The organism is Sphingobacterium lumbrici, assembly GCF_006476045.1.
GTDB classification, from domain to species: domain Bacteria; phylum Bacteroidota; class Bacteroidia; order Sphingobacteriales; family Sphingobacteriaceae; genus Sphingobacterium; species Sphingobacterium lumbrici.
The window spans coordinates 1-22,932 of record NZ_SRZY01000006.1; the positions used below are offsets into that span (position 1 = coordinate 1).

The following is a 22,932-nucleotide window of genomic DNA, read 5'->3' on the forward strand; positions in this document are numbered from 1 at the left end:
GTACTTGTACGCAAACGACAGGTAGTTCGGGGCAGACTACATGTCGTCTGAAACAAACTGCCTGTCGTTTCTTACGCTAACTCCTACGTTTGCCCTTGGAGGCAAGCAGTATTTTGTTCAGATCACGGGGGAAATAGTAATCGATCTTCCCCAGCCACATGGGCTACAGCTTTCCTTCGTCCACATAGGCACGGTAGGTCGAGTCGGCGATATCTAATTTTGCCATTACCTGAGGTTTGAGAAGCAATGGCTGGTCTAAAAGGCTGAGCAGGTCATTGGTCCTGACCGCTTGTTCAATCAGTTGCTGGAAGTATTTTTCCATGTTAATAGGGGGATGTGCTGCCGCACCATTTCCGGAGCATGCTCATTATTTCCCGATCAGCCAGCTGTCCCTCTGGCGCGAGCCCAATGTCGTTAAGTTAGCACGTTTTGTCATCCTGACGAACGGAAGCCTGCCTGACGGCAGTCAGGGATATGTAAGCTATGCCTTTCTGTGCAGCGAACAGATACTTATTCGTCAATACTTATTCCTAAGGTACTCATGAGCTTGCTTCGCGCGGTTCGGCAAGCCTCAGTATGTCAAAAAAGAACGATTTAGTTCTTAACTTAACGACATTGAGCCTGGGCTAGCCTGGGTGGTCAGTAAAGAACATAATATTCATATTCAATAATATCCTTGTTTATCCGCTCATCAATATACGTCTTAAGTTTTCTATCCAATAAGGAAGATATTGAAAATTCCTTTCCATCAGGCATTATAATAATCAGGATTAATCAGTAAAGGAATATTAGGTCTTGTTAATCCAACATGCCCGTGAAATATTACACCTTGTGCCTCTGTCAAATTGATTTCCCTGCCACCTTTTAGTACTAAAAATAAGTTGTTGCTAGAAATCCCTATTTTTTTCCCCTCATCACGCAATTGATATTTAAAATGCAGGTACAATGTTGGCAATATCAACCTGGGTCTGCAACCCGGAGACATATAATCCCGATAAAACAAATATCAACAAGCTTGCTCTTTTTAACATGGTTCTGATCTGTATTTATATAGTTGTACTTAACGAAAACGAAACGAATTCCCTCCAACAATCTAAACCCATCTTTAAAAACATGCTTGCTCTTCACAATTCAGGCCGGCGTCATAACCACAAGCAGGTTACTATCAGACAAGTATAAAAAATAATATATTGAATTACAAAATATATGTTGTTTTTTTTACGCGTTCTATCGAAATGACGAAGCTCCGGGAATTGTGCAGGCGGCGAAGCGCTTTCTGCAAAGATTATTTGATACCTATCAAATTACACTATCGTTAAAAGGATACATATCACTAAAGAAAAGGTAAGGCATGGGTAACCCAACGGGCAAACAACTTCCGAACAACTTCCGAACCAAGAGCGAAGTAAGTCTCCCGAAATGACGCTATACAACTATTCAGAAGAACTGCTCTTCTTAGTAACCTCGTCTTCAAATAGAATTCGGATGGAAGGTGTGCAAGTATCCTCATGTTGGCCACTCTTATTGGCCCAGAAAAAAGCAAATAAAAATATGAGTGCGATCACCACACTGCATCCAATTAACATAAATATGATATTCATCTTTAAAATTCAAAAGTTAGATCCTTCGTGACTCAGGATGACAAATTAAAAAAACAATTGCACAACAGGCTAAACTAATCTTCTTCGTTTCGCATACCATCGGGTCATCAGACTGGTGAATGAAATAATAGTGACCGTACTGATAGGCATTAATATCGCAGCAAACAACGGCGACATCGTACCCTGAACAGCAAAACTTAACCCAATAATATTATAGGAGATCGATATAGCAAAACTCATTTTTATTACTTTTACCGCATCCTTAGCAAATCCAAAGAATTGAGGTAATTTATCGAAACGCTCTCCGTCTAATATGGCATCACAACCCGGAGAAAAATTATTGATATCATCCGAGACAGCAATTCCAAAATTCGCTACGCGAAGAGCACCAGCATCATTCAGCCCATCGCCGAGCATACATACATTTTTACCCTCATGTTGCCACGACGCTATACGTGTCAACTTATCCGTCGGTGTCTGATTGAATAACAATTTTGACTGCTGTGGGAAGATTAACCGAAGTGTATCTGCACGTCGGTCATTATCACCAGATATCAAATGCAGTTCGTATGTATTATTTTTCAATTCATTTACCACATCAGACAAACCCATACGCCACGATTGCTCCAATGTGAAATAGCCTTTGATTTGCCCATTTATATTGATATACACCACAGCCTCCACATGTGCTGCCCCACGGTGTTTAACAAAACTTGCGCTACCTATGCGGACAACGTAATCTTGATAAACCGCTTCTTGCCCTTGCCCCACTATTTCAACATACTGCTCTACAGGTAAAATATGCTCTTCATCCAACCACTTGACAATCTCCCGGCTCAACGGATGGCTAGAATTTCGACAAATAGAAGAAACAATCTGTCTATCTATTTTTGCCAGTTCACCATCAAAGCACATCGCTGACGATGTTGGCGAAGAAATCGTTCCTGTCTTATCAAATACAACCGTATCTATTGCCGCCATCTGCTCAATGACAGACGTATTTTTTATATACAGTTTATTCTTATCAAAAATACTGAGTGCTGCCGACAAGGTAAATGGAGAACTCAATGCCAACGCACACGGACAGGCAATAATTAATACGGCCGTAAATGCTTCCCAGGCTCTATCAGCATTTTCGCCTAATATCCAAAACAAAGCCGCTATCAGTGCAATCGAAATTAACGCGATGGTAAAGTACTTACTAATAAACTCAACAAAGGTTTCGAATTTTTTCTCATAGCTTTTAAAAGCTTCATTATTCCAAAGCCGGGTAAGGTAACTCTGCGACACGGGTTTAATAACTTCCAACTCTATGGCTCCGCCTATCTGACGTCCACCGGCATACACCAACTCACCTAAAGTTTTATCAATGAGCTTGCTTTCTCCGGTAACGAAGCTGAAGTCCACAGCTGCATTTCCTTTCAACAAAATAGAATCTGCGGGAATGATTTCATTATTACGTACCAGAATCCGATCGCCTACCTGTAAATCTGAGATTTGCTTAGGCTGATCTACTTTATTTTGCAATACCGTGACCGCCACCGGAAAATAAGAACGGTAATCGCGCTCAAACGAGATATGATAATATGTTCGTTGCTGTACCCATTTACCAATAAGGATAAAAAACACCAAACTACAGAGTGTATCCGTAAACCCGGCTCCCGTGTGGGTTAAAATCTCATAAGCCGACCGTAGAAACAGCACCAGAATTCCGAGTGCTAAAGGCACATCCAAGTTCAATCTCTTCTGCTTCAAACTATACCAGGCAGATTGAAAATAGTCAGACGCGCTATAGAGCAAAACAGGGATACCGAATATCAAATTCATGTACCCAAAAAAGTTAGCATACTCCCGCTCAAAAGCACCCATTCCAAAATAGTCGGGAAAACTAATCATCATGGAATTACCAAAGCAAAATCCTGCAACCGTAATTTTCCTTAAAAGCCCTCCTTGGTTGATTTTCTTCCCTTCCTTCACGACATCTTGCAAAGTTATCTTTGGCTCGTATCCGATATTGACCAGTAATTGAACCAGCTCCCTCAGCGAAATCTCCTGATTTTTAAAGGTAATACTAGCTTGCTTTTTCATAAAATCCACTTGCGAGCTTGTTACAGCGGGATTTAATTTGTATAAATGCTCTAGCAACCAGATACACGAACTGCAATGGATAACCGGAATATAAAATGTAACAACAGTGATCTCGGAATCTTGATAATCAACAATTTTTGCAATGATATTCGGTTCTTCCAGATAACTTAAATCAGCGTGAGCTGCCTTTTGCGATTTTCCGGGATGGGCATTATATCTGTAATAGCTTTGAAGATTATTTTCGTTTAAAATCTGATATACAGCCTGACACCCTAAGCAACAGAATGCCCGATCTTCCAACAAATAAGATGTATCGGCTACCGCTTCTCCACAATGATAACACGATGTCGCGATTTCCACACTATTGTGTATTGCCATAATTCTAAATTGCTTGACTAAATAAATTATTACATTCGTTGCTTTCCTGAAGTCTTTCGTCAAACGCCATACATATATTTCTTAAAAACGATTTACCGATTTCCGTCGCCGTGATGAAATGTTGATCGACCTCTACTAATCCATCCAATACCAGTGGTTGTAAACGTGCTATAATTTTGACATTCAACGGGAATCCATCTATTAAATTCACTTTTCCGCGGCACATCATATCCAATATATATTGTCGGATATAGATGTCCTCCTCATGCAACAAGTGCCCTTTAACTACTGGCAATTTATTTTCGGCAATTAATTGATGATACTCTTCCACCGTTTTTACATTCTGTGCAAAGGCAGTCCAAACATCACTTATAGATGAAACGCCGAGCCCAATCATCATCGGCGTATAACGATCAGCGTAGCCCATAAAATTGCGATGTAGCTTCCCTTCTTGCGAAGCACTATATAATTTATCGGTTTTTTTTGAAAAATGATCCATACCCACGTCTTGATATCCAGCTTGTTGAATTATTTCCCTTCCTAATTTATAAAGATCTAATTTTTCTTTTCCAACAGGAAGGTCTTGCTCTGTAAAACGACGTTGCCCCGGTTTAATCCAAGGCACATGAGCATAGCTATAAAAAGAAATGCGGTCCGGAGCCATCGACAGGGATCTTTCTACAGTCATCTTGATCGATTCGGAAGTCTGCAAGGGAAGACCATAGATCAGGTCGAAATTAATAGATTCATATCCAATGTTGCGTGCTTGTTCCATCACACGTGATACGTCTTCTATTGTCTGATGCCGATTAATAATAAATTGCACGCGCTCATCAAAATCCTGTATCCCTAAACTCAAGCGCTTAAATCCTAAATCGTATAAGATTTTAAGATGTTCTACAGTCGTATTGGCAGGATGAGCTTCAAAAGAAAAAGAGGCATCGCTGCTTTTTTCATTTCCGGCTAAAATACCGTTAATAAGCAGCATTAAATTTTCCGGACGAAAAAAAGTAGGTGTGCCGCCTCCTAAATGAATCTCGCTTATTTTAATAGAACGACCTCCCAATATGTTTTTGTACATTTCCCACTCTTTGAGCACAGAACGAATATATGGGTCTTCTACATGATGATTTTTAGTAATACGGGTATTGCAACCACAATATGTACAAAGACTTTCGCAATAGGGCAAATGGATGTAAACACTTATTCCTTCAGCTTCAGATTTTGCATAATTATCATGAACCTGAAACTTCCAATCTCTTTCGTTAAATGAAGCATTTTCCCAAAATGGCACAGTAGGATAGCTCGTATACCGCGGAGCAGCTACATTATATTTAGAGATCAGCGCGTTTAAACCTATTTCTTTCATCTTTCAAAAATTTTTCTTTTTTTGCACATTTCATCGTACACTGACATGCAGATCCTGTACAGCCACTATTGCTCCACTGATTCAAATTCAACACCACTTGTTCTGCGATACCCTTCAGCGATTGGTCTTCAAAAGGTGTATTGGCTACATGCAATTCCAAAAAACCAGCATGAACTATATCAATATGAGCCGTTGATATGGAGCGTGTAACGATATGTTTGATCCCAATTCTATTCAATTCATTGAGCAATTGAGAATCTAACGTGTCTTGATCTGAAATTATTATCGCATCCTTTCCTATAGCATAGTGAAGAGTATTAAAACTCAACCTATTAGAAATCAGTGTTAAATCATGAACCTTGGCATTTGCTTTGGCAAGCAACTCCTTTTCGTATTCTTTGATATTGTATGCTACTACTTTCATGATTAAGGTCAAAGCTACGAGACAATTGGATAGTTGTGAATGTAGTGCATCAACTTAATAAATGACTTTCATCACAGACGGATCCGCTGAACTATTTTGTTCAGCAGATAAAAAAAAGAGAGACACACTCTTGAAGTGCATCTCTCTTTTTAGTTTATTTCCGCTATAAGAACGTAATAATCTTTATTGTTTGATATTTCGAAGCCTTTCGACCGAATAAATCCGAATTGCATTTCCTTCCTTCGTAATCAGTTTCTCATCTTTAAAATCAGCTAACATGCGACTAATGGTTTCATTGGCCGTGCCCGCTAATGCTGCGAGATCATCTCTGGATATCCGAATCACGATTTCACCCTTATCTTCCCGCTTTACACTTTTTTCAGCGACGTTTACTAATGCATTTGCTACACGCTTACGAACAGAGTCATAAGCAAAACCAAGCATCTGTTCTTCTTTTTCCTTGATATTCCCGGATAATAGTTTGATAAACTTACCTGCAATAGCCGGCTTTTTGAGCAACAGCTCATAAAATCGTTCTTTTGGAATCAACGCTAACTCCGAATCTTCCAACGCAGCGGCATTGTCTGTATATTTTTCATTTAACAACAGTGATTCATATCCGAAAAACTGATCGTCGATGTGGATCCCTGTAGACAATTCCCTTCCATCCTGATAGTAAAGAAATGACCTAACTTTCCCCTTTATAATAAAATAAAGAAATATCGGATTGTCCCCTACTTCAAAGATAGACTGTTTTTTTCGAAAGGTTTTAACACGGGAATCTTTTACCAAATCCTGGAGAAGATAATTTTGTTCTTCGTCACTCAATTCCAGGTTCATCTTACCTTCCGTATTCAATAATAGTTTATCTCTTTTTCTAAAACGGCTTTCGATGGCATTAAATAATTCAATATCGTCAAAGGGTTTTATTAAATAATCGTCAGCTCCCATCTCCATTGCTTTACGCATATCAGCACGTTCGGATTTGGCTGTTAAAAAGATAAAGGGAATATTTGCAGTCGAATCATACTTATTAAGCATGTACAACACTCCATAACCATCTAGCTCGGGCATCATGATATCGCACAAAATCAAATCAGGCAAATGTTTGGTGGCCATTTCTACCCCTATCTTGCCATCCTCTGCAGTAAGAATATTATACCCTCCTGTCAATTCTAATATCTCGGCAGTTCCTTCTCTAATTTCCAGGTTGTCTTCAATAATCAAAATAGTTTTCTTTTCCATATATTATGTATTTTGTAGAAAGGTCATTTTAAACATAGCTCCCTGATTGATTGCAGATTGGTATTCCAGATTGCCTCCCATCAGTTTTACATATCTTTTAACGATATTCAGACCCAAACCCGTCCCCGGAATATTACCGGTATTATGTGCTCTAAAAAACGGTTCGAACAAATTTACTTGGTCTTCTTGCGGAATACCGATGCCATTATCCTTAACAATGATCGTACAGACATCTTCGTTAATCTCTGTCGAAAACTCAATAAAAGTATCCTCGCCTGAATATTTTACAGCATTAGAAATCAGATTAATAATGCTGTTTTTTAAAAGATGTTGATCCAACAAAAATTCAGCTTTCGATCCGGTATGTTGATAAACGATAAGTTGATTCGTTTTGCATATCATTTGCATTTCTTCCGTAATTTCTTCCCCCAGATGAACCAGATTAATAACTCTATTATTTACCGCTACAACTCCGGCTTCGAGCTTTTCTAAAGATAAAAAATCGTTCAGTATATTATTTAACAGCTGAACGGCTCCTTTAATACGAGCCGTATGTTTTTTTACCGCCGGAAAGTCAGGTCGTTCAATATATTTTTCGATCAATGAAGCTGAAAGCTGCACAGAACTTAATGGTGTCCGGAATTCATGAGAAGCCATCGACACAAATCTGGACTTCAATTGGTTGAGTTCCTTTTCTTTTTCCAGAGAAGTACTCACATCTGCCTTTGCCCGCTCCAATTCCGAAACCAAACTAATTAGATTTTTGGTACGTTCACGAACAATCTCTTCCAATTCCAGGGTATGTTGCAATAAGCGATCCTCAGCCTGTTTTTCTTTTGTCAAGTCATGAATAAAGCCCGTAAAAATACTTTTATCTTTATAGAACACTTCGCTCACAGCCAAACGGAAAGGGAATGTCGTCCCATCTTTCTTTTTTCCCCTAACCTCACGACCAATACCTATAATCTTCTTCCGGCCTGTTGTTTTATAATTGTGAATATAGCCATCGTGATTACTTCTATCAGGTTCAGGCATCAGTATAGAGACATTGTTTCCAATTACTTCGGAAGCTTCATAACCAAAAAGTTCGAGTGCCGCCGGATTAATGGATTCTACTACTCCCCTACTATCAATCGTAATTATACCATCGATAGCCGTATCAATGATGGCCTCTAATAATCTTGCGGTCTCTAACACGTTACTTTACTAATTTCTTATATTTAATACGTTTCGGTCCTGTATCTCCTAAGCGCTTTTTACGATTTTCTTCGTATTCTGTATAATTTCCTTCAAAGAAGTACACTTGTGAATCACCTTCAAAAGCAAGAATATGTGTACAAATACGATCTAAAAACCATCTATCATGCGAAATGATTACCGCACATCCTCCAAAATTTTCAAGTCCTTCTTCCAGGGCACGCAACGTATTCACATCAATATCGTTGGTAGGCTCATCCAACAGCAAAACATTCGAAGCGTTTTTCAATGTAATTGCCAGATGTACACGATTTCGTTCCCCTCCCGAAAGCACGCCGACTTTCTTTTGTTGATCTGCACCATTGAAGTTGAACTTCGAAACATAAGCTCTGGAATTGGTCGGACGGTTACCCAATAAAATATTGTCGTTGCCCTCTGTTATATTCTCCCAAACCGACTTATCCGGGTCGAGATCATTATGCAATTGATCCACATATCCCAATACAACCGTTTCTCCAACTTTAAACGTACCCGTATCCGGCACTTCCTGCCCTGTTATCAATCGGAAAAGCGTTGTTTTACCTGCACCATTAGGGCCAATAATTCCTACAATTCCGGCCGGAGGTAACGAGAAACTCAAGTTTTCGAATAAAATACGATCTCCATACGATTTGGAAATATTATTTGCTTCAATAACCACATTGCCCAATCGCGGTCCCGGCGGAATGAAAAGTTCTAGTTTCTCTTCGCGTTCTTTTGTCTCCTCCGAAGCTAATTTTTCGTAATTATGAAGACGGGCTTTAGATTTGGCATGTCGCGCTTTAGGGGCCATTTTCACCCACTCCAATTCCCGTTCGAGTGTTTTCTGACGTTTTGTTTCTTGCTTTTCCTCTTGTGCTAACCGCTTTGATTTTTGATCCAGCCAAGAGGAATAATTTCCTTTCCAGGGGATTCCTTCTCCTCGATCCAATTCAAGAATCCAACCTGCAACGTTATCCAAGAAGTACCTATCGTGCGTTACTGCAATTACAGTTCCTTTATATTGTTTCAAATGCTGTTCTAACCAATCGATCGATTCGGCATCCAGGTGATTGGTCGGTTCATCCAACAGCAACACATCCGGTTCCTGAAGCAACAAACGACACAATGCCACCCTTCTACGCTCTCCTCCTGACAGATTGGCAATTTTCGCATCTGGCTCCGGACAACGCAAAGCATCCATGGCACGCTCCAGTTTACTATCTAACTCCCAAGCATTTGTTGCATCAATTTTATCTTGAAGCTCACCTTGGCGGGCCAATAATCTATCCATTTCATCTGGATTTTCGTAAACTTCAGGAAGACCGAATTTTTCATTGATATCTTCGTACTCTTTTAAGGTCGCCGTTATTTCAGCAACACCTTCTTCTACAATCTCCCGTACTGTTTTTTCGGCATCTAATTCGGGTTCCTGCGCCAGGTAACCCACAGAATACCCTGGAGAAAACACCACTTCACCCTGATAAGATTTATCAAGACCGGCAATAATCTTCAACACCGAAGATTTACCGGAACCATTCAAACCGATGACACCAATTTTGGCACCATAGAAGAACGATAAATATATGTTTTTTAAAACTTGTTTTTGAGGGGGATAAATTTTATTTACCCCAGCCATAGAAAAGATTATTTTTTCGTCAGACATAGATCTAAGTCAATATTTTCAATAAAAATCACTTACCTCTCAAAGGTATTAAATTTACTCCGCTAAATAAAACGTGATGTCGCATTAATTCTGCCTCATTCGTTTACTCTACGTGTCTACAGCTGACAATTTGACTATTATCAGCTATGGCGTGATTGTTGATAAATTATAGAAAATAATAAGGCCGGATTTTATAATTATTTCCTACATTTATAACATCCTTAACTTATTTTAATACAGAAAGGTAATTATCCATGGAAGCAAAATTCTCACCAAGAGTAAAAGATGTGATCTCATATAGCCGCGAAGAAGCTTTACGCCTTCGCCACGACTATATTGGCACGGAGCATCTTTTGCTAGGGCTGATCCGAGAAGGTGATGGTGTAGCGATTAAAATACTTAGAAATCTTACTATAGACACCGGAGCAATACGCCAATCGATAGAAGATGCCGTAAAAGGCTCTTCTATTTCAAGAGCACCGATCGGAAATATGCCATTGACAAAGCAAGCAGAAAAAGTTCTCAAAATAACATATTTGGAAGCTAAAATTTTCAAAAGTGACATTATCGGAACCGAGCATTTATTATTGGCTATTCTACGCGATGAAGACAACATTGCGTCTCAGATATTGCAACAATATAATGTATCATACGACTTGTTCAAAAACGAAGTGGAGCAAAATAAAACGACGGTAACCGATGAGGCTCCGGGTTCTCCTGCGAATGATGATGACTATGCCGAAGAAGAAAACTTCTCTGCACCTAAGAAAGTATCGGACATTAAATCTAAAACTCCGGTTTTAGACAATTTTGGCCGCGATTTGACCCGAGCAGCAGAAGATGGCAAGTTAGATCCCATTGTTGGCCGTGAAAAAGAGATCGAACGTGTCTCTCAGATTCTTTCCCGCCGTAAAAAGAATAATCCTATTCTGATCGGTGAGCCAGGAGTTGGTAAATCGGCTATTGCTGAAGGTCTCGCTTTGCGTATTGTACAACGTAAAGTTTCACGTGTACTGTTCAACAAACGCGTGGTTACGTTAGATCTTGCTTCTTTGGTAGCAGGCACTAAATATAGAGGGCAATTTGAAGAACGCATGAAAGCCGTTATGAATGAATTGGAAAAATCTCCGGATGTGATCCTTTTCATTGATGAGATTCATACTATCGTAGGTGCTGGTGGTGCATCAGGCTCTTTAGACGCATCCAATATGTTCAAACCAGCTTTAGCAAGAGGCGAAATTCAATGTATCGGCGCAACAACATTGGATGAATATCGTCAGTTTATTGAAAAAGATGGTGCTTTAGATCGTCGTTTCCAAAAGGTAATGATCGAACCGGCTAGTCATGACGAAACGATTGAAATCTTAAACCGTATCAAAGACAAATACGAAGAACATCACAATGTTAATTATACACCCGAAGCAATCAACGCTTGTGTGACATTAACAACACGCTATATCACGGATCGTTTTTTACCGGACAAAGCTATTGATGCATTGGATGAGGCCGGTTCACGGGTGCATTTGACAAATATTCACGTACCACAATCGATTTTGGATATTGAAGAAAAAATCGAGGAGGTAAAAGTAGAGAAAAACAAAGTAGTTCGTTCTCAAAAATATGAAGAAGCAGCTAAACTTCGTGATACAGAGAAAAAACTTCTCGAAGAGCTAGAACGTGAAAAAACGGCTTGGGAAGCGGAAACAAAAACCAAACGTTATGAGGTAACGGAAGATAATGTAGCCGAAGTCGTATCCATGATGACCGGTATTCCGGTACAGCGGGTAAGCCAATCCGATAGCCAAAAGCTATTGAACATGGGCGATTCGATGAAAGATAGAATTATCGGTCAGGATGATGCTGTTCAAAAGTTAGTAAAAGCGATTCAGCGCACACGTGCAGGGTTAAAAGATCCTAAAAAACCGATTGGTTCGTTTATCTTTTTAGGCCCCACCGGTGTTGGTAAAACGGAATTAGCAAAAGAACTTGCGCGATTCATGTTTGATTCCGAAGATTCATTGATTCAGGTCGACATGAGTGAGTATATGGAAAAATTTGCCGTTTCTCGTTTGGTTGGAGCGCCTCCGGGATATGTGGGATATGAAGAAGGCGGACAGTTGACCGAGAAGGTACGCCGTAAACCGTATTCCGTTGTATTATTAGATGAAATCGAAAAAGCTCACCCCGATGTATTCAATTTATTACTTCAAGTGCTAGATGAAGGTCAATTGACCGATAGCTTGGGTCGTAAAGTAGATTTCCGTAATACGATCATCATTATGACTTCTAATATTGGTGTACGCCAATTAAAAGAATTTGGTCAAGGTGTCGGCTTCACCACTGCAGCAAAAGAAAATCAAGCGGATGCACATTCACGAGGTGTGATTGAAACCGCATTGAAACGTGCCTTCGCTCCAGAATTTTTAAATCGTATTGATGATGTAATTGTTTTCAATTCATTAACAAAAGAGAATATATTCAAAATTATCGATATCGAACTGAAATCTTTATTTGGTAGAATCGAAGCATTGGGTCATACCATCGAATTGACACCCAAAGCAAAAGAACATATTGCAGAAAAAGGGTACGACACAAATTTCGGAGCCCGCCCATTGAAACGTGCTATTCAGAAATATTTAGAAGATCCTATTGCAGAAGAAATTCTGAAAGGAGAATTAAAAACCAATGCAGTTTTGTATGTCGATTATGATGAAGACAAAAAAGACATCATAGTCAAGGGACAGTCTGCTGATGACGATGACAATTCTGTTTCATCCGATCTAAAAGGCAAAAATAACAAATAAAAGAAAACGCCGTTCAATTCAATTTGAGCGGCGTTTTACAGTATAATATATCTGCTCCTAAAACAGGGACAATTGCCCCTCCTTCCTATTTTTATTTCCGAACGAAAACCGCTGCATTATCTCGTACTGCCCTTTATCCGGATTAAATTTGCGCAAGGAGAAACTATCACAAAAAAAACTTTTGTCGATATGCGTAAATAACTTCTTCGATACAATCATTTTATCTTCATCCAGTTTACGCGCTATCGTAATATGCGGATCATTACCCTTGTCGCTTAATCCAACGATGTACGGCCTGAGATGGTTAATTACCCGGCGAAATATATCTTTCAAATAGGCCTTGGAATATAAAGAAGGCTCTATGAAAAATGTATGTTGCTTGTAATAATTAAAACCACTCAAATAAACATATTGAGCCTTTTCAAATTCCGCCAAATGAATGAGTTTTGTCTTAATTTTTTCAATATCAACTTCATCAGATTCAAATTCAAATTCACATATACTAATATGTGCTAAAGAATTGACACTAGCATACCATCCAATTTTTTGCTCCAATTTCTTTTTCAAATCCTTTACGTAATCTATAAAGTCTATACCCGGATGTATGACTACTGAATATTTCATGCTAAAAAATGTACTTTCTACAATATAGTAATATTGTACAACAAAACCTCATTTTCATCCAGTGCTAAAGACATAACGATCAATTTCAACAGATAAAAAGAGTTGCCTTTTTTGACGAAATTTTGATTGAATATTTTAAGAGAGCTATTTTACGATTCTTTTTTTGATTTCTTAGGGAATCCTGAACCGAAAATTATATCCCACAAGTAAGAGCTCACCCCAAATCCCTTTTCCGGGTCAGAATAATGATGCAACATCTGATGATCTTTTATTTTCTTGAATAACCCGTTGTGCATTATTACTTCAAAACTGTCATCCTGACGATAGGAAGCCTGCCTGACGGCAGTCAGGGATCTAAAGATCGGGTTATAGATGGTTATCTTCGATGAGCTCCCTGAGGTCGGTTCGACTTCGCTCAACATGACATTAAAGCGTTTTACGATTTCATAATGCACAACGGGTATTAATAAAATACATCTATATGGAATTATGATTTGTATCCGAACTTAACAAAGATTTTCTTAATTTTACCCCAATTGAAACAAACAATTTTTAATTGGAGACAATTAGTAAACAGCTTAAATGAGTGACGAAACGAATTATCCTGACGAGAACAACTCAGAAGAGTTAGTACCACACGAAAACGAACAAACTTCAAATACAATACCATTATCTGGGCTCTATGAAAATTGGTTCCTAGACTATGCATCGTATGTAATTCTGGATCGTGCTGTACCGCATATAAATGATGGATTCAAACCCGTACAACGTCGGATTCTACATTCATTAAAAGAAATGGATGATGGCCGCTTCAACAAAGCGGCTAATGTTATCGGTAATACCATGAAATATCACCCCCACGGCGATGCTTCCATTGGTGATGCTATGGTACAGTTGGGGCAAAAAGATCTATTGATTGATTGTCAAGGTAACTGGGGAGATCCTGTAACCGGAGACTCCGCCGCTGCACCTCGTTATATTGAAGGAAGGCTCTCCAAATTCGCTACTGAGGTTGTGTTCAATGCAGATACCACAGAATGGCAATTGAGTTATGACGGACGAAACAAAGAACCCGTAACTTTGCCGGTGAAATTTCCTTTGTTACTCACACAAGGGGCCGAAGGTATAGCTGTAGGCCTTGCGACCAAAATCATGCCCCACAATTTTATCGAACTAATCGATGGTTCTATCCAGGTTTTAAAGGGAGAACGACCGAATATTTTCCCGGATTTCCCGACAGGTGGTTTAGCTGATGTTTCTAATTATAACGAAGGGCAACGTGGCGGAAAAATTCGTGTCAGAGCAAAAATTGAAGAACGCGACAAAAAAACCTTAGCTATTACTGAAATTCCTTTTGGTACCACGACTGGCGCATTAATTGAAAGCATTGTTTCGGCCAACGATAAAGGGAAGATTAAAATCAAAAAAATAGAGGATAATACCGCAGAATTTGTAGAAATCATGATTCACCTTGCGCCGGGTATATCACCCGACGTAACCATAGATGCACTATATGCTTTTACTTCCTGCGAATCTTCCATATCTCCAAATACCTGTGTCATACAAGATAATAAACCTCATTTTCTAAGTGTCAATGACATCTTAATTGAAAATACAAAACAGACAAAATCTCTTTTAAAGCAAGAATTAGAAATACGCTTAAAAGAATTGCTTGAGAAAATTTTCTTTAGCAATCTGTTGAAGATTTTTATTCAAGAAGGAATGTACAAAAATCCGGATTACGAAAATTCAGGCGATTTCGATACTGTTGTACAGGTTTTAAGCAATTTGTTTACACCATTCTTTGATCAATTCTATCGTGAAATCACGCCAGAAGATTATAAAAAGCTGATCGATAAACCGATGAGTAGCATTACGCGCTTTGATGTTAAGAAAGCGGATGAACAAATGAAAGCTCTGGAAGAAGAGATCAAAGAGATAAAGAAGAATCTACGACACCTAACTGAATATGCCATAGACTGGTTTGAGCATTTAAGATCAAAATATAGCAAAGGCCGTGGGCGTAAGACAGAATTACGAGTATTTGATAAGGTTGAGGCGGCACAAGTAGCGTTGGCAAATGCTAAACTATATGTAAATCGCGCCGAAGGATTCATTGGTACCCACTTAAAGAAAGATGAATTCGTAAGCGATTGTTCGGATATCGATGAGATCATCGTATTCCGTGAAGACGGAAAATACATGGTTACCAAGGTACAGGATAAGGTTTTTGTCGGTAAAGATATTATTTACGTTGCTGTATTTAAACGAGGTGATGAACGCACGATCTACAATGCCATATATAAAGATGGGTCTACGGGTACAAGTTATGTCAAACGTTTTGCGGTTACCGCTGTTACACGTGATAAAGAATACGATATTTCAAAAGGAGCCAAAGGTTCTAAACTCTTGTATTTTACAGCTAACGCTAATGGAGAAGCCGAAATGGTAAATGTACAGCTTAAACCTCATACGAAATTAAGAAAACTTGCATTTGACCTTGATTTTGCCGAAGTAGCCATCAAAGGTCGAAGCTCTCAAGGTAATATCGTATCTAAATATCCCGTTAAGAAAATAAATTTTAAAAGTGCCGGTGTTTCCACGCTCTCAGGCCGCAAGATTTGGTATGATCCGATTCTTAAACGGTTAAATGTAGATGAGCGAGGAACATTTTTAGGTGAATTTGACGGAGACGACAAAATCTTAATGGTCATGAATGATGGTTCGTATGAATTGTCAAATTTTGACCTCAACAATCACTTTGAAGAAAAGATGACTCGAATTGAAAAATATTTAGCAGATCATGTTTATACAGCAATTCATCAAGATGGTAAATCGGGCACCTATTATGTAAAGCGTTTCAAATTTGATGACATTCCATTAGGAAAACGTATATCATTTATCATAGATGACCCGAAATCAAAACTTATTCTTTTAACAAATAATACATCAGCAGTAGTCAAATTGGATATTCTTAAAGGAAAATCCCAAACATCTGAAACGCTGGAACAACCATTAAATGAAATTATAGATCTTAAAGGAATGAAGGCTCAAGGAAATAGACTTTCTTTTCATACTGTGAAAGATATTAAGCTATTAACAGATGAGATCGACTTATCTTTGAACCTCAACTCCGGAAACGAAGATATACCCAAAGAGCTTAACTCAAATGGGGAAATTTCGCTGGAAATCACGAATCCCGATGATGTCCAGATAGATGACGACGGACAAATCGAACTGTTTTAAACATATCGGTTTAGGATATGTCGCTGAAACGCGACATATCCTAAATCTAATCAACTATAAATAAAGCACTTAAACAACAAACCACTTTTTCAGCAAGATATAACCATATATTGGCATCATGTTTGGCTTATTAAATTGTAGCACAAATACCTCTTTTATCGTTTTATTATAGATGAATTTTTTTAGCGGATTTTTTAGCGGTAACAGTTTTAATAACAAAAAGATAGCCGATTTAAGTTGGATGGAAATAGACATCCACAACCATATTCTCCCATCTATTGATGATGGCAGCAAAAGCATAGAACAGTCCCTCGATTTATTACGAAACCTCAACAAAATGGGATTGAAAAATTTTGTATGTACGCCTCATGTAATGGAAGATATTCACCCTAATACACCTGAGACAATTGCTGAAGCACATCGAAAACTTACCCAAGCTTTGAAAGAAGCCGACAACGACACGAAAATTAAGTTTAGTGCTGAATACATGATTGATTCGGGTATAGAAAAATGGATAGGTTCTAATCAACTATGTCCGCTACCTAACAATTACATGCTTATCGAGATGTCCTACTTAAACGAATCTAAGGCGCTCTTTAAAACTATTCAAGATATTCAAAATTTGGGATTAAAACCCATACTGGCTCATCCGGAAAGGTATAATTATTACCACATGAATTTTAATACCTATAAGCAGATTAAAGATGCGGGGTGCGCGCTTCAATTAAACCTGCTGTCTGTTAGTAGATACTACGGTGAACCTGTAAAATCGACTGCACTAACCTTAATTAAATCGGGAATGTATGACTTTGTAGGAACCGATTTACATCACGAAAAACATCTAAACGCATTAAATGAGGTTGCTTTGAAATACGATATACCGGATTTATTGACCCCCTGCACGATAAGAAATGGTGAACTTCTTTAATAAATAGAAGATTCAACATGAAAGATCATTCATATTATACAAATTAATATACCATGAGTTTATCGAATTGGGAAACTAAAAAAATGGGGAAGTTTACCCTAAGATACCAACCGTACACTTTGGCAATGCGACACGTATTTACCGTTGCATCCTTCAGTCGTACCACCACACCTGTTGTATTAACCGAATTAGAATACGATGGAATAATTGGATACGGTGAAGCAAGTATGCCTCCGTACCTGGGCGAGTCACAAGAGAGTGTGATCTCTTTCCTAAAACAAGTGGATTTGACATCGTTTAGTTCACCTTTTCAAACCGAAGAAATTTTAAGCTATGTGGATGCTCTCGCAACAAAAAATACCGCAGCAAAAGCAGCTATAGATATCGCATTGCATGATCTGTTAGGCAAGATCATGAATCAACCATTTTATAAAATCTGGGGATTAAATCCAGACTTAATCCCTCCTACTTCTTATACAATAGGCATTGATACGGCCGAAATGATTCGTAAAAAAGTTGCAGAAGCAGATCAATTCAAAATCCTGAAGATAAAATTAGGATTGGAAACAGACAAAATGATTATAAATACGATTCGCTCGGTTACTAACGTTCCGCTCTGTGCTGATGTAAATCAAGGCTGGAAACATAAAGAAGAGGCTTTAGAAATGGCGTATTGGCTTGCTGAACAAAATGTAGTTTTCCTGGAACAACCAATGCCAAAAGAACAAATAGACGATAATGCCTGGCTTACGGCTCACTCTCCGATTCCAACTATTGCAGACGAAGGCTGTCAACGTTTATCAGATGTAACCAAACTTCAAGGTGTGTATACGGGAATTAATATCAAACTGATGAAGTGTACGGGTATGCGTGAAGCAAAACGGATGGCAGAATTAGCACGATCGTTGGAAATGAAAGTCATGCTGGGCTGTATGACGGAAACATCATGTGCCATATCAGCTGCGGCACAACTGGGCCCCTTAGTGGATTGGGCAGATCTTGATGGCGCACTATTAATCGGTAACGACATTTATAACGGTATGACGGTTGAAGATGGGATCTGTAAATTACCCGACCGAGCAGGCATTGGTATTATCAAAAATTAATCCTTTTTAATGAACTCTATTTTTAATTATCAAATCGTTAATGTTCTTCGACAAATCGATGAGATAACCATTAAATACAGCATATTTCAAATTACCGTATAAATCGCCTAAATAAAAATTGGTAGTCCCACCCAAATCAATCGAAGAAGTGGTAAAAAATTGCTTCTGTGTAAATAAATGAACAGGTAAACCATGAAGGCCACTTTCTCTTGTTGCTCCAACTGCTTTAACAGGAATAGCCATAAATCCTTGTTTCAACAAAGCATAAGCTTGCTCCATAGTTAACGAAGAAATATCATTAACCACATTGGCAGACACCTTTCCTGCAATAAAATGAAGTCCCTCGGCATCTACCTCCTCATAACCAATAGATTCGGACAAATCACCGATATCTTCTACTCTTCCTCTTACGAAATAATCTCTTCCCACCGTTGTTTCCCCTCGTCGTATAGCAATATCAGTTTTCAATGCAATGCTATCCGTCCCCACGGACAAATTCCGAATGACCACATCATGTAAAAGAGAAGCATTGAACGGAATATCTTCATAATCTGCTGCTTCGTACTTCTTATAGCTTCCTTCGGCGATTTGAATCAACGCATTTAAGATGATGATAAAATTCAAACGTCGGATTTCCTGTTTCTCCGGGTCTCCTTTAAGTCCACCCGATTCTATAAGTACCGTACTTGCACCCCAGGATTGGAAATTGTCTCCAAATCCCCTAGGCGTATACGTGTCATCATACTTTGCTACTGCATCGGGAATATATTGTTGTAATATCTCATTCATTCCTACAATCAACTGCATCGCTCCTATACGTACATCGTTGATTTCCCGTTCTTCATTGTAAGCCGGTGCCAACAGCGAAATGGTCACCGGGTTTTTAGTATCGGGCACATTATAATAGATACTTTGATCGTGGAGATTAAATCCATACTGTGGCACTATTGCTTTTGCCCGGGCTTTAAGCAGGGTCCCTTCTACCGTTTGTCCGGCTCGTGCATCCCGATTCAGGTCAATACTTTGTGCATTTCTTCTATTATAAATTTCTGCGCCATCGGGATTGAGCATAGGAATAAAATGAATCCGCAATTTATTTTTAAGTAGATCTCTTATTCCAGATGAACCATCGTCTTTTCCTTCTAAATAATTAAACAGGTCAAACAATGCCATGGTTGCTGTCGGTTCATCTCCATGCATCTGCGACCATAGCATTACTTTAATATCTCCCTCTCCATAAGTCAATTCATAGATCGATCGTCCTTGCACGGATTTCCCGATTTGTTCAATGAGGAGCACATTTTTTTGTGCATGTATCTTTATCAGCGAATCGATATCGCTATGTTTAAAACGGCGATGAAACAATGCAGTTTCTTTATATTTTTTATGTAGCGTATTAAACTGTGCTGTATCTAATGTCATTGCTATTGAAAAGTCTGAATCAGAGGTTGATGAGAGTGAGTTTCCGCAGGAGGCGAAAACCGTAATTGCAAACAAAACGAGCAGTAATTTCATACGTATATAATTTGCTTTTTTTTGACTATATAGAATCCACATGTGGTTTGTCTTTATTGGTAATTGTCTGCTTTAATTTGCATCAATGAACTCACTACATTCGGTTTCTGAAACATGAATATTTCACATGTATATAACCTGTTTTCTAATGATTTGTTCAATCACCGCGTCAGAAAATTTGTCTATCAAACAAAAATTATTCTCAACCCGTTGTGCATTATGAAATCGTAAAACGCTTTAATGTCATGCTGAGCGAAGTCGAACCGACCTCAGGGAGCTCATCGAAGATAACCATCCATAACCAGATTTTTAGATCCCTGACTGCCGTCAGGCAGGCTTCCTATCGTCAGGATGACAGTTTTGAAGTAATAATGCACAACGGGTTATTCTTAATATTCTTTTATCTATCAGCGATTAAATAATAAACGATGACCTGTACCCACTTCAATGATCTTCTCTTTGGAGTAAGCCAGATTGCCAGATACAATAGTGTGCTCAATAGTTGATGAAAACGTATGATTTTCAAACGGAGACCATCCACATTTCGATAAAATATTTTCCTTTTTCACGGTATATGGCTTATTCAAATCCACTAAAACTAAATCGGCCCAATAACCTTCACGGATAAATCCGCGTTGTTCGATTTGGAAACAAATAGCTGTATTATGTGCCGTTTTCTGAACAACCTGTTCCAACGTCATCGTACCTTGCTTTACCATATCCAAAAGAGCCAGTAAAGCATGCTGTACTAAAGGCCCTCCAGACGGAGCCTGTAAATAAGATTGTTCTTTTTCTTCCAGCGTGTGTGGGGCATGATCCGTAGCTATAACGTCAATATGATCGTCTAACACCGCCTTCAAAATTTGATTTCTATCTTCTACCGTCTTAACAGCCGGATTCCATTTAATAAAATTTCCTTTCGTACTATAATCTTTATCTGAAAACCACAAATGATGTACACATGCCTCTGCCGTAATTCTCTTTTCAGCAAGTGGTATAGAATTATCGAATAAAGAAGTCTCCCGACCCGTTGAGATATGTAAAATATGTAATCGCGTATTGTTCTTCTTTGCAAGCTCTACCGCCTTAGCCGACGATAGGTAACAAGCCTCGGCTGAACGAATTTTCGGGTGCATTTCTATCGTTATCGCCTCACCAAATCGCTCTTTATAACTGGCCAAATTCGCTTTTATAGTCGCTTCATCTTCACAATGTGTCGCAATCAAAGTCGGGGAATTTCTAAAAATATTTGACAGAGCGGTTTCATTATCGACCAACATATTTCCGGTAGACGATCCCATAAAGACCTTTACTCCACATACATCGCGGGGATTCGTTTTTAAAACTTCGTCCAAATTATCGTTACCCGCCCCCATAAAGAACGAGTAATTCGCTAACGAGGAATCTTGCGCAATATCGTATTTATCTTGAAGGAGTTTCTGTGTCAATGTATTGGGTACGGTATTAGGCATTTCCATGAAGGAAGTGGTCCCTCCGGCTACTGCAGCACGGCTCTCGGTAAAGATATTGGCTTTGTAGGTCAACCCCGGTTCGCGAAAATGCACCTGATCATCTATCAAGCCAGGCAAAAGATGTAATCCATCTGCATTTATCTCCCTATCCGCTAGTTTATCAATTTGATTGCCAATAATTTCTATACGCCCATTTTTGATATATATATCCTGAACCTGTACAGTTCCTTCATTTACAATTTGGGCATTTTTTATAAGTAGGGTCGACATGAAGTGTGTGTATTTAATCCGTATTACAAACTTAATAAAAGTATTTAGAGTTCTCCTTAAATTAGGTGTCAAAAGTACCTTCAGGCACATAAAATAATTCTAGTTCCTTTTTGTCTTTTAATATACGGCAACCTCCATTCTGTAATAACAAGATCTTATTACTAATCGCCAATACGTTGGTATAATCGTGGTCTGAAATCAAAAAGCCTTTTTCAGCACACTGATTTACAATCAGATTTTGTATTTTTTCTTTATATACGGGGGATACGCCAGAGAATGGTTCATCCAACAGAAAAAATGTCGCCTTTTGATTTAGCAATAATAAGATCTCTAAATAACGTAATTCTCCCCCCGAAAGATCGGCAATTTTTGTTTGCCAAATAGGTTTTAAAACCCCATCCTCTTGAAACTTCGCCCTGCTATTCTTTTCACGCACCATAAAATGGACAACCTTATCAACAGTTTTTGCTGTAGGCAGAAAATTTTGTTGCGGTAGATAACAGACTTCATTAGTCAGAAAGGCTTTTTTATGTATACGTTTACCATGGAGTCGAATATAAGCAAACTTGGGCTTTAGCGTTCCAAAAATGATCTTCATTAACGTAGACTTTCCACTCCCATTACGTCCGAGCAATCCGACAATTTCTCCAATTTTTATATGTAAGTATACGCCACTCAATAATTGTCGATTATTCGAATAACTAAATTCAATCGAATCTACATATAGCTCCCTCTGATCTATATCCATATAATCGCTAACAAAAATAACGTAATAAGGCTATTAAACAACAGCGATCCCAATAACAGCTTTGTTCTCGAGAAACCTAAATTATAGTACAAGTACATCGTATTATTTTCAAAGAACCAGACGAAAAAACAGGATAAAACAAAGCCTATAGTTGCGAATATATATGGCAACATACTGAAGTCGCCAAATCCAAAAGCTACAGAAAGGCTAACATTAACAATAAGTATTGTTTT

At 38.6% G+C, this 22,932-nt stretch carries 17 protein-coding genes; 4 read left to right on the forward strand and 13 right to left on the reverse strand.

Features of this window, described 5'->3' with window-relative positions:
* Positions 1-163: 163 nt before the first annotated feature.
* The 8 genes from E4F24_RS13710 to ettA form a co-directional block, all read right to left on the reverse strand.
* Positions 164-322 carry a hypothetical protein gene (locus E4F24_RS13710; protein ID WP_181182330.1) on the reverse strand — a complete coding sequence of 53 codons (159 nt, stop codon included), beginning with the start codon at positions 320-322 and terminating at the stop codon, positions 164-166.
* 1,111 nt (positions 323-1,433) lie between these two features.
* Complete coding sequence (gene ccoS, locus E4F24_RS01310; RefSeq protein WP_140936804.1) at positions 1,434-1,601, reverse strand: cbb3-type cytochrome oxidase assembly protein CcoS; 168 nt, start codon at positions 1,599-1,601, stop codon at positions 1,434-1,436.
* Positions 1,602-1,670: 69 nt separating this feature from the next.
* Positions 1,671-4,067: a heavy metal translocating P-type ATPase gene (locus E4F24_RS01315; RefSeq protein WP_140936805.1), complete on the reverse strand. Its 2,397-nt coding sequence runs from the start codon at positions 4,065-4,067 to the stop codon at positions 1,671-1,673.
* A gap of 4 nt (positions 4,068-4,071) precedes the next feature.
* Positions 4,072-5,436: an oxygen-independent coproporphyrinogen III oxidase gene (hemN, locus tag E4F24_RS01320; RefSeq protein ID WP_140936806.1), complete on the reverse strand. Its 1,365-nt coding sequence runs from the start codon at positions 5,434-5,436 to the stop codon at positions 4,072-4,074.
* Positions 5,402-5,860: a Rossmann-fold NAD(P)-binding domain-containing protein gene (locus tag E4F24_RS01325; RefSeq protein ID WP_140936807.1), complete on the reverse strand. Its 459-nt coding sequence runs from the start codon at positions 5,858-5,860 to the stop codon at positions 5,402-5,404. Before E4F24_RS01325 ends, hemN begins: the two co-directional genes overlap by 35 nt.
* A 183-nt stretch (positions 5,861-6,043) precedes the next feature.
* On the reverse strand, positions 6,044-7,105 hold the full coding sequence (locus E4F24_RS01330; RefSeq protein ID WP_140936808.1) for a response regulator: 1,062 nt from the start codon (positions 7,103-7,105) through the stop codon (positions 6,044-6,046).
* A gap of 3 nt (positions 7,106-7,108) precedes the next feature.
* Complete coding sequence (locus E4F24_RS01335) at positions 7,109-8,302, reverse strand: PAS domain-containing sensor histidine kinase (RefSeq protein WP_140936809.1); 1,194 nt, start codon at positions 8,300-8,302, stop codon at positions 7,109-7,111.
* Between the two features lies 1 nt (position 8,303).
* Complete coding sequence (ettA, locus tag E4F24_RS01340) at positions 8,304-9,986, reverse strand: energy-dependent translational throttle protein EttA (protein ID WP_140936810.1); 1,683 nt, start codon at positions 9,984-9,986, stop codon at positions 8,304-8,306.
* A gap of 254 nt (positions 9,987-10,240) precedes the next feature.
* Here ettA and E4F24_RS01345 point away from each other — a divergent pair, with 254 nt between their 5' ends.
* A complete protein-coding gene (locus E4F24_RS01345) occupies positions 10,241-12,790 on the forward strand; it encodes an ATP-dependent Clp protease ATP-binding subunit (protein WP_140936811.1) in 2,550 nt (849 codons plus the stop codon).
* Between the two features lie 57 nt (positions 12,791-12,847).
* Here E4F24_RS01345 and E4F24_RS01350 read toward each other — a convergent pair whose 3' ends face one another.
* Both E4F24_RS01350 and E4F24_RS13715 read right to left on the reverse strand, forming a co-directional pair.
* Positions 12,848-13,414 carry a 2'-5' RNA ligase family protein gene (locus tag E4F24_RS01350; protein WP_140936812.1) on the reverse strand — a complete coding sequence of 189 codons (567 nt, stop codon included), beginning with the start codon at positions 13,412-13,414 and terminating at the stop codon, positions 12,848-12,850.
* Positions 13,415-13,563: 149 nt separating this feature from the next.
* On the reverse strand, positions 13,564-13,869 hold the full coding sequence (locus E4F24_RS13715; protein ID WP_181182331.1) for a hypothetical protein: 306 nt from the start codon (positions 13,867-13,869) through the stop codon (positions 13,564-13,566).
* Positions 13,870-13,996: 127 nt separating this feature from the next.
* Here E4F24_RS13715 and E4F24_RS01360 point away from each other — a divergent pair, with 127 nt between their 5' ends.
* The 3 genes from E4F24_RS01360 to E4F24_RS01370 all read left to right on the forward strand — a co-directional run bounded on the left by E4F24_RS01360 (position 13,997) and on the right by E4F24_RS01370 (position 18,694).
* Positions 13,997-16,660 carry a DNA gyrase/topoisomerase IV subunit A gene (locus E4F24_RS01360; RefSeq protein ID WP_140936813.1) on the forward strand — a complete coding sequence of 888 codons (2,664 nt, stop codon included), beginning with the start codon at positions 13,997-13,999 and terminating at the stop codon, positions 16,658-16,660.
* A 172-nt stretch (positions 16,661-16,832) separates the two neighbouring features.
* Positions 16,833-17,588, forward strand: coding sequence for a tyrosine-protein phosphatase (locus E4F24_RS01365; protein ID WP_140936814.1), 756 nt, complete (start codon positions 16,833-16,835; stop codon positions 17,586-17,588).
* Between the two features lie 53 nt (positions 17,589-17,641).
* Positions 17,642-18,694 carry a dipeptide epimerase gene (locus E4F24_RS01370; RefSeq protein ID WP_140936815.1) on the forward strand — a complete coding sequence of 351 codons (1,053 nt, stop codon included), beginning with the start codon at positions 17,642-17,644 and terminating at the stop codon, positions 18,692-18,694.
* A 6-nt stretch (positions 18,695-18,700) separates the two neighbouring features.
* Here E4F24_RS01370 and E4F24_RS01375 read toward each other — a convergent pair whose 3' ends face one another.
* The 3 genes from E4F24_RS01375 to E4F24_RS01385 form a co-directional block, all read right to left on the reverse strand.
* Positions 18,701-20,209, reverse strand: coding sequence for a M14 family zinc carboxypeptidase (locus E4F24_RS01375; protein WP_140936816.1), 1,509 nt, complete (start codon positions 20,207-20,209; stop codon positions 18,701-18,703).
* Positions 20,210-20,616: 407 nt separating this feature from the next.
* Positions 20,617-21,951 (reverse strand): dihydroorotase, encoded by a 1,335-nt coding sequence (locus E4F24_RS01380; protein WP_140936817.1) that lies wholly within the window; start codon positions 21,949-21,951, stop codon positions 20,617-20,619.
* Positions 21,952-22,012: 61 nt separating this feature from the next.
* Positions 22,013-22,699, reverse strand: coding sequence for an ATP-binding cassette domain-containing protein (locus E4F24_RS01385; protein WP_140936818.1), 687 nt, complete (start codon positions 22,697-22,699; stop codon positions 22,013-22,015).
* Positions 22,700-22,932: the final 233 nt, after the last annotated feature.